We start from the raw sequence: 7,620 nt of genomic DNA, 5'->3' as shown, positions 1-7,620 counted from the left end.
CACCCGCACCCTTGGAGGCCCCATGTCCCCGCGTCCCTCCCGGAGAGTGATGATCGGTTCCGGTCTGGCCGCGCTGACGGCGACGGCGGCCACACCCGCGTTCGCGGCCGAACGCCCCAGTGCTGCCCGGGCATTGTCCCGCGCCACGTCCCTCTACTCCGCGCTGGGAAGACACTTCGACGCTGCCGACGGCTCCGGGTTGGTGCGCGAGCAGATCCCGGCGGCGAGCGGCGACAACCCGTACTCGTACGAATGGCCCTTCTCGCAGGTGCACATCGCCGCGCTCGATCTCACCACTGTGGACGGGCGGTTCGAGCCGGAGCTGGCCCGACGGGCAGCGGCGCAGGAGCACTACTGGAACGCCGGAGGCGGGACGACGAAGCTGCCCGGTTACGCCTCCTACCCGGTCGCGCCGTACGGGTCGGGCGGTGACATGTTCTACGACGACAACGAATGGGTCGGTCTCGCGAAGGTCCAACGGCATCTGCAGACCAGGGACGCCGCCGCGCTGGCCCGCGCGAAGGAGATCTTCGACCTGGTCCGGTCCGGCTGGGACACCGACAGCGGCCATGCGGCGCCGGGCGGGGTCTTCTGGACGCAGGCCGACTGGAGCCACGACCGCAACACCGTCTCGAACATGCCGGGCGCCCAACTCGCCCTGCGTCTGCACCAGATCACCGGCGAGGCGGACTACCTGGACTGGGCGAGGCGCTTCCACGACTGGACGAACACCCATCTCCAGAGCCCAACTGGCCTGTACTGGGACCACCTTGACCTGCAAGGCACCGTCGAGAGGACCTTCTGGTCCTACAACCAGGGCGTGCCGGTCGGCGTCGCCGTGCTGCTGTACGAGGTCACCCGCGACCGTGCCCACCTGCGCCGGGCGGAGCGGGTTGCCGACGCCGCGTACACCTACTACGTCACGCAGGGGCGGCTGTTCACCCAGCCCGTGTTCTTCAACTCGATCTTCTTCAAGAACCTGCTGCTCCTGGAGTCGGTGACCGGGAAGGACACCTACCACCAGGCGATGGCCGCGTACGCCGACCGGGTGTGGGACACCATGCGCGATCCCGCCACCGGCCTCGTGCACTTCGATACGGCCGGTGGCACCCAGGCGATCCAGCAGGCGGCCCTCGCGCAGATCTACGCCGTGCTCGCCTGGCCGCGTGCCAAGTGGCGGACGCTGTACTGACGTTACGGGTGCCGGATCTCCCCCGTGCCGCGCGCGATCAACTCGACCGGGAGGACGGTGCGATGGGAGGGCGAGTCGTCGCCGTCGATGCGGTCCAGCAGGATGTGGGCGGCCCGGCGGCCGAGTTCCTCGGTGTCGGAGGTGACGACGGTGACCGGGGTGGCGAGCATGTCGGCGAGCTTGAAGTCGTCGAACCCCACGACCGCCACGGCGACTTGGAGCTCACGGCAGGCCCGCAGGACGCCCTCGGTGAGGAAGCCCGTGGTGGAGAAGACCGCGGTGGGCGGGTTCGCCGAGGTCAGCAGGGTGCGGGTGGCGGCCTCGGCCTCCTCGGAGGTGCCGCGGCGCAGGGTGACGACCAGGCTGTTGTCGGGCTCGATGCCGCCGCGGCGCAACGCCTTGCGATAGCCGCGCAGTCGGCGGCCGGTGCTGTAGTACGAGGGCGCGACGAGGATCGCGATACGGCGGTGGCCCTGGTCGATGAGGTGCTGGGTGGCCTTGTGGCCGCCGTCCTCGTTGTCGACGAGGACGACATCGGCCTCGGCGCCGGTGGCCGGGCGGTCGACGAAGACGATGGGCACGTGGTCGTGGCCGTTGATCTCGTTGAGGAAGGCGTGGTCGCCCTGGTCGGGGACGATGATGAGCCCGGCGACCCGGCGACCGATCAGCTCGCCGACGGCCCGGCGTTCGACCTCGGGATCCTCGTCGGCGGTGCTCAACAGGACCGCGTAGCCCGCCTCGTTGGCGACCTCGACGGCGGCCTTGGCGAGGGAGGCGTAGAACGGGTTGGTGAGGTCGCCGAGCAACAGGCCGATGGTCATGGAGTTCTGGCCGGGGCGCAGGGAGCGCGCGATCTCGTTGCGCTGGTAGCCGATGGCGGTGATGGCCGCGTTCACACGCTCGGCCGTCTCCTCGCGGACCGTACCGATGCCGTTGACGACGCGGGAGACGGTGACGACGGCGACTCCGGCCCGCTCCGCGACATCGCGCATCGTGGGCCTGGTGTTCTGGCGGTGCGGAGGACGACTGCTCACGTGAGTCGAAGACCAACCTTCCATCGCGTACCAGGGGCCGGGACCGCTCCCAGCATACGTTTCGGACCCCGCTCGCCCATGACACGACAACCCCGACGGCCGGACCACGACGCCCTCGGTCCGCCGTCCGTTGTCACCTCAGGACGAACCTCCGTCGCGCGGGACTCAACTCCCGCAAACAGAACGGGGATCCCTCGGTCCGCTCGCGGATCGCTGCCATATTCGAGAACCACTTCGGAGGTGGCTGTGACGCTAGAGGCGACGACATCCCTGACGGCAGTGACAGATACGGCGGATCGCACCGCCGGACGCATCGCCGACCTGGCACACCGTCGGGCAGCGGCGGTGGTGACGGCAGCGCCTAGAAGACGCGGGGCGCTCGGTGCGCGGGAGCGGATCGAACGGCTGCTGGACGCGGGGTCGTTCGCGGAGACCGGTGGGTTCGTGCGCGCCCGGGCCGTCGGGGACGGGGCTCGACGTCCTTACGGGGACGGGGTGGTGACCGGCTACGGCACCGTGGACGGGCGGCCGGTCTGTGTGTTCGCGCAGGACTCCACGGTCTTCGGCGGCAGCATGGGCGAGGCCTTCGGTGAGAAGACCGTGGCGCTGATGGAACTCGCCCTGAAGACCGGCTGCCCGGTCGTCGGACTCAACGACTCCGGCGGCGCCCGTATCCAGGAGGGCGTCAACTCCCTTGCTCTCTACGCCGAGTTGGTGCGCCGCAATGTGAAGGCGTCCGGGGTGATCCCGCAGATCTCCGTGGTCCTGGGCCCGTGCGCGGGCGGCGCCGCGTACTCCCCCGCGATCACCGACTTCACCGTGATGGTGGACGGCGCCTCGCACATGTTCGTCACCGGCCCCGACGTCATCGAGGCGGTCACCGGCGAACGCACCACCGCCGAGGAACTGGGCGGCGCCCGCACCAGCAACTCCGTGAACGGCAACGCCCACTTCCTGGCCGCCGACGAGGAGGATGCGCTCGACACCGTACGCGAACTGCTCTCGTACCTTCCCGCCAACAACCTTGAGCGGCCACCGGAGTTCGCGCCCGGTTCCGTCGCCGACGGGGCCCCGCTCGACACGGTCGTGCCCGACCGGCTCGGGCAGGTCTACGACATGCGGGACATCCTGCACGCGGTGGTCGACGACGGTGAACTCCTCCATGTACAGGAGCTGTTCGCGCCGAACATCATCTGTGCGCTGGCCCGGGTCGAGGGCGCGAGCGTCGGGGTCGTGGCCAATCAGCCGCTGCACTCGGCGGGTGTCCTCGACATCGACGCCTCCGAGAAGGCCGCGCGGTTCGTGCGGTTCTGCGACGCGTTCGGCATCCCGCTGCTGACCTTCGCCGACGTCCCCGGCTATCTCTCCGGTGTGCGCCAGGAGCGGGGCGGGATCATCCGGCGCGGCGCCAAACTCCTCTACGCGTACGCCGAGGCGACCGTCCCGAAGGTCACCGTGGTGGTGCGCAAGGCGTACGGCGGCGGGTACGCGGTGATGGGCTCCAAGCACCTCGGTGCCGATCTCAACCTCGCCTGGCCCACGGCGCGTATCGCCGTCATGGGCGCGGAGGGCGCCGTGGGCGTACTGCACCGGCGCGAACTCGCCGCCGCGGCCGAACCCGAGGCGCTGCGGGCCGACTTGGTCGCCGCGTACGAGGCCACACACGGGACGCCGTACCTCGCCGCCGAGCGCGGGTACGTCGACGACGTGATCGCCCCGCGCGACACCCGCGCCCACGTCGGCCGTGCCCTGCGCGCACTGCGCGGCAAGCGTGCCCCGATGCCGGAGAGGCGGCACGGCAACATCCCGCTCTGACCGCTCCGACTGCTCTTACTGCTCCGCCAGCCCTGTCAGATCCGACCCCTTCGACCCCTCTGACCGCTCCGTTCCGCGATGTGAGGAGCCACGCCCGATGGACAGCCGCCGCCCCCCGCTCGCGCCCGCGTACCGGACTCTGCCCGAGTACGTACGGCACTGGGCCGAACTCACCCCGGACCGCCGGGCGTTCACGTTCGTCGACCATCCGGCCGCCGACTCCCGTGGTGTGCACCGCACGCTGACCTGGCAGCGGCTGGATCTGCGGGTGCGGGCCCTGGCCGCCCGGATCGCCGAGCACGCCGAACCCGGCGCGCGAGTCGCCCTGTTGTGCCCGCAGGGGACGGACTACATCACCGGTTTCCTGGCGGCGCTGACGGCCGGGACGGTCGCCGTACCGCTGTATCCGCCCGGGCTGCCGGGGCAGGGCGACCGGCTCGTCGGGGTGTTGGGCGACGCGCGCCCCTCGGTCGTGGTGACCACCGAGCGGACTCTCGCGGAGGTGACGGACTTCTGCGAGCGTGCGCACGTGCCGGTCCTCGCGGCGGACCGGGTCCCGGACTCCGCCGCCCTCAACTGGCAGGCACCCGGGCCGGATTCGGCCGCGACCGCCTACCTCCAGTACACCTCCGGCTCCACCCGCTCCCCGGCCGGCGTGGAGGTCACCCACGCCAACGTCGTCGCCAACGCCCGCCAGGCGCTTGCCGCCTACGGTGCCGACGCGCATCCGATGACCTGTGTGGGCTGGCTGCCGCTCTACCACGACATGGGGCTGGTGCTGAGCGTCGCGGCCCCGGTCGTCCGCGGTCTGCTGTCGGTGCTCATGGATCCGGCCGCGTTCCTGCACGAACCGGCGCGCTGGCTACGGCTGTTGGCCGCGCATCCGCAGGCGTTGAGCGCCGCGCCCAACTTCGCCTACGACTACTGCGCCTCCGCCGTCACCGGGGCGCAGAAGGAGGGGCTGCGGCTGGACGGGGTCGCCGCGTTGATCAACGGCAGCGAACCCGTCCGGCCCGGCACCGCCGACCGTTTCCACGCCGCGTTCGCCGCACAGGGGTTGGCGGCCGACGTGCACTGTCCGTCGTACGGGCTCGCCGAGGCCACCGTGTTCGTCAGCGCCGCCCGGCCCGGCCGGCCGCTCGGCCGGTTCGCCCTCGACCGCGACGCCCTCACCGCCGGAAAGGCGCTGCCCGCGCGGCCCGACGACCCAAGAGCCGTGCTGCTGGCGGGATGTGGTGCTCCGGTCGGTCAGCGCGTGCGCATCGTCGATCCCCTCGCCCACGCCGTGCTGGCCGAGGGCGAGGTGGGCGAGATCTGGGTGCAGGGTCCCAACGTGGGCCGCGGCTACTGGAACAACTCCGCGCAGACCGAGAGCGTCTTCGGCGCCACCCTCGGCCCGGACGCGCCGGGCAGTTGGCTGCGCACCGGCGACCTCGGGACCGTCCTGGAAGGGCAGTTGATCGTCACCGGCCGGCTCAAGGACCTCATCGTCGTCGACGGCCGCAACCACTATCCGCAGGACGTGGAGGCCACCGCCCAGGACGCGCATCACGCCGTACGACGCGACCGGCTCGCCGCGTTCGGGGTGCCGGGCGGGGCGGGTGAGCGGGTGGTGGTCGTCGCCGAGCACGCGCGGACCACTCGCCTCGCCGACATCGACGTACCGGCCCTGACACGCGCCGTACGCGCGGCCGTCTCCGCCCGGCACGGGCTGCGGCTCGCCGATGTCGTCCTCGTGGCGCCGGGCACCGTGCCCCGCACCTCCAGCGGCAAGGTGTCGCGCGCCCTGACCCGCACCCGGTACTTGGAGGGCGCCTACACGGTGGAGACCGCGATATGACGGCCGCCGACACGAGATCGCTGCTGCGCCGCCGTATCGCGCAACGGGTGGCCGAGTGGAACGGCACCCCGGTCGACGACGTCCCGACGGACCGACCGCTCGCCGACCTCGGCATGTCCTCACGCGAAGCGGTCGTGCTGGCGGGCGAGTTGTCCTCGCTGACGGGACACGAGCTGCCGGCGACCCTGCTGTGGGAGGCGCCGACCGTGGACGCGCTGGTGGAGCGCGTGTGCGGTACGGCGGCGACACGTGTCACGCGGGAGAGCCCCGCCCCGGTGGCACCCGGCGAACCCGTCGCGGTCATCGGCGTCGGCTGCCGACTGCCGGGCGGGGTGCGCGGTCCGGCCGACTACTGGCGGCTGCTCGTCGACGGCGTCGACGCGATCGGCCGGGTCCCCGAGGACAGATGGGGCGACTTCACGCCGTTCCCGCCCCCCGAAGCGCCTTTGTACGGCGGGTACTTGGACGACATCGCCGGGTTCGACGCCGACTTCTTCCGCGTCACCCCGCGCGAGGCCGCGGTGATGGACCCGCAGCAGCGCATCCTCCTGGAGGTCGTCCGCGAGACCCTCGACCATGCCGCCGTGCCCGCCACCGCTCTGGCGGGCACGGCCACCGGCGTCTACGTCGGTGTCTCGGCCCCGGAGTACGGACAGCTCACCGGTGCCGATGCCGCAGCCGTCGATCCGTGGGCCCCGGCGGGCGCGGCGCTCAGTGTGACGGCGGGCCGACTGGCGTACGTGCTGGACACTCGCGGGCCCAACATGGCCGTGGACACGGCCTGTTCGTCCTCGCTGGTCGCCGTGCACCAGGCCTGCGCCGGCCTCCGCAGCGGGGAGACCGACACGGCGATCGCCGCCGGAGTCAACGTCCTGCTGTCCCCCGTCATCGGCGTCGCCTTCCAACGAGCGGGCGCGCTCGCCCCGGACGGCCGCTGCAAGCCCTTCTCCACGGCGGCCGACGGCATCGGCCGCGGTGAGGGCTGCGCGGCGGTGCTGCTGAAGCGGCTGTCCGACGCGGAACGGGACGGCGACCGTGTGCTCGCGGTCATCCGGGCGACCGTGGTCAACTCGGACGGCCGCTCCAATGGCCTTCTCGCCCCCAACCCCGCTGCCCAGCAAGCCCTGTTGACGAGCGCGTACGCACGGGCCGGACTCTCTCCGGCCCACGTCGACTACATCGAGGCGCACGGCACCGGTACCCCGCTCGGCGACCCGATCGAGGCGGGCGCTCTCGGCGCGGTGCTGGGCGCGGACCGTGACCCCGAACAGCCGTTGCTGCTCGGCTCGGTGAAGGGGAACCTCGGCCATCTGGAGTCCGCGGCGGGCATCACCGGCCTGGTGAAGACGGTCCTCGCCCTGCACCACGACCTCGTCCCGCCGTCGCTGCACGGTGACACCCTCGCCAACGGCCGACTGCGCGTGGTCACCGAGCCCGAACCCTGGCCCCGCTACGGAGGTACGGCCACCGCCGGCGTCTCGGGTTTCGGGTTCGGCGGCACCAACGCCCATGCCGTACTGGAGGAATGGCGCCCCGCGCTCCTCCCGATGGATACGCCTGACGTCCTCCGGGTCGAAGAGCCCGCCACCCGGCTGCACCTCCTCTCCGACGTCGACACCGAGCGGGTCCGCGACACCGCGTCCCGTATCGCCGCATGGCTCGGCACGCCCGAAGGGAGCGCCGCCCGTCCCACCGATGTTGCGCGCCACATCGGTGGGACGGGCGGCGCTCCCTTCGGG

5 protein-coding genes are annotated in these 7,620 nt (G+C 71.9%); 4 read left to right on the top strand and 1 reads right to left on the bottom strand.

Going from position 1 to position 7,620, the window contains the following annotated elements; translation table 11 throughout:
* Positions 1-1,192 (top strand): glycoside hydrolase family 76 protein (locus tag JHN63_RS45860; protein ID WP_234478698.1); only part of this gene is annotated, 1,192 nt, incomplete at its 5' end.
* Between the two features lie 2 nt (positions 1,193-1,194).
* Here the strand turns inward: JHN63_RS45860 and JHN63_RS45855 are convergent.
* Positions 1,195-2,226, bottom strand: coding sequence for a LacI family DNA-binding transcriptional regulator (locus tag JHN63_RS45855; protein ID WP_307782149.1), 1,032 nt, complete (start codon positions 2,224-2,226; stop codon positions 1,195-1,197).
* A 279-nt stretch (positions 2,227-2,505) separates the two neighbouring features.
* On the opposite strand from JHN63_RS45855, the gene JHN63_RS45850 reads away from it, so the two are divergent.
* The 3 genes from JHN63_RS45850 to JHN63_RS45840 form a co-directional block, all read left to right on the top strand.
* The gene (locus tag JHN63_RS45850; protein WP_200691069.1) at positions 2,506-4,041 is read left to right on the top strand and encodes an acyl-CoA carboxylase subunit beta; all 1,536 of its coding nucleotides are present in this window, start codon (positions 2,506-2,508) and stop codon (positions 4,039-4,041) included.
* Between the two features lie 97 nt (positions 4,042-4,138).
* Positions 4,139-5,881: a fatty acyl-AMP ligase gene (locus JHN63_RS45845; protein WP_200691068.1), complete on the top strand. Its 1,743-nt coding sequence runs from the start codon at positions 4,139-4,141 to the stop codon at positions 5,879-5,881.
* Positions 5,878-7,620, top strand: a 1,743-nt coding sequence (locus JHN63_RS45840) for a beta-ketoacyl synthase N-terminal-like domain-containing protein (RefSeq protein ID WP_234478697.1), incomplete at its 3' end; no start/stop codon positions are given. The genes JHN63_RS45845 and JHN63_RS45840, both read left to right, overlap by 4 nt.

It is taken from the genome of Streptomyces sp. MBT65 (assembly GCF_016612545.1).
Classification (GTDB): domain Bacteria; phylum Actinomycetota; class Actinomycetes; order Streptomycetales; family Streptomycetaceae; genus Streptomyces.
Note: the sequence above shows the minus strand (reverse complement) of the source record. Positions and strands in the feature narration are given on the sequence as shown.